Consider the following 1,041-nt stretch of genomic DNA (forward strand, 5'->3'; position numbering starts at 1 on the left):
TTGGCAATGACAATATCAAAACTTGCTCCTTCTGATATCGTTGATGGGGCATCAAAACTCAAAGAAGTCGCTGATTGTGCCGTGAATGACCCAATGGCTGTACCATCAAAACTACTCCCGCCCACTGTGGCTGTACTTAAATCACCATCCGGTAAATTAATCGTTACTGAATTTGTTGTCGAAATATCCAAATCAAAGGACCCACTCGATGGGACCGTTTGTGTGAAAGTATATGAACTGGCTACTCCGGCATTGGTCGTTGATAAGGCCAGCGACTCGGAACTAAAACATCCGTTGCCAGTGGCTTCTTCTGAGGCTACTTTAATATTATCAATACTCCAGTATTCATTAGAATTATCATTCTGCATCTCTACACGGATCTCTACGGTACATCCCAATAAGCCCGTTGCTGTTGCATCTTCAGGGCCACTTACCATATCATCGCTGTGATAGCCATTGGTCAAATCAACCCAGTTGCCTCCATCTAATCGATAGTCTATATCAATGTAATCTGCTGCTTCCATCGTTCCAAACTCTCCATACTCCACTGTCAGAGCTACATTATCGTAGGCCGAAATATCTATCTCCTCGGTTTGCCAGGTCTTGGATATGCCCAATCCTGTATAGCGGGCAAGTAATCCTCGTGATCCATCTAGCATGTAATAATTCTCAACCCGGAATGAAGTTACAGCCCCTGATTCTATGGTCCAGTCAACTCCTACATCATTGGTATTATTATCGGCTGCTGTGGTAGCATCATCGCTATAAGACTCAAAATCCTCATACCAGATAGGACTCGGACCTACGGTATAAGCATAATTGGCATGGTTAAGACCGCCCTCATCATTGGTGGCTTCTACAGATGCATTGTAATCGCCTTCAGTTCCATCATTGGTGACATTGGCAATGACAATATCAAAACTTGCTCCTTCTGATATCGTTGATGGGGCATCAAAACTCAAAGAAGTCGCTGATTGTGCCGTGAATGACCCAATGGCTGTACCATCAAAACTACTCCCGCCCACTGTGGCTGTACTTAAA

General features: G+C 44.2%; 1 protein-coding gene. It reads right to left on the reverse strand.

The genetic code is table 11. The features are described 5' to 3' along the window. On the reverse strand, nt 1-1,041 hold a 1,041-nt coding region (locus GY843_RS15790), incomplete at both ends, for a hypothetical protein (protein WP_297310989.1).

It is taken from the genome of Neptuniibacter sp. (assembly GCF_024231755.1).
In the GTDB taxonomy this organism is placed as follows: domain Bacteria; phylum Pseudomonadota; class Gammaproteobacteria; order Pseudomonadales; family Balneatricaceae; genus Neptuniibacter.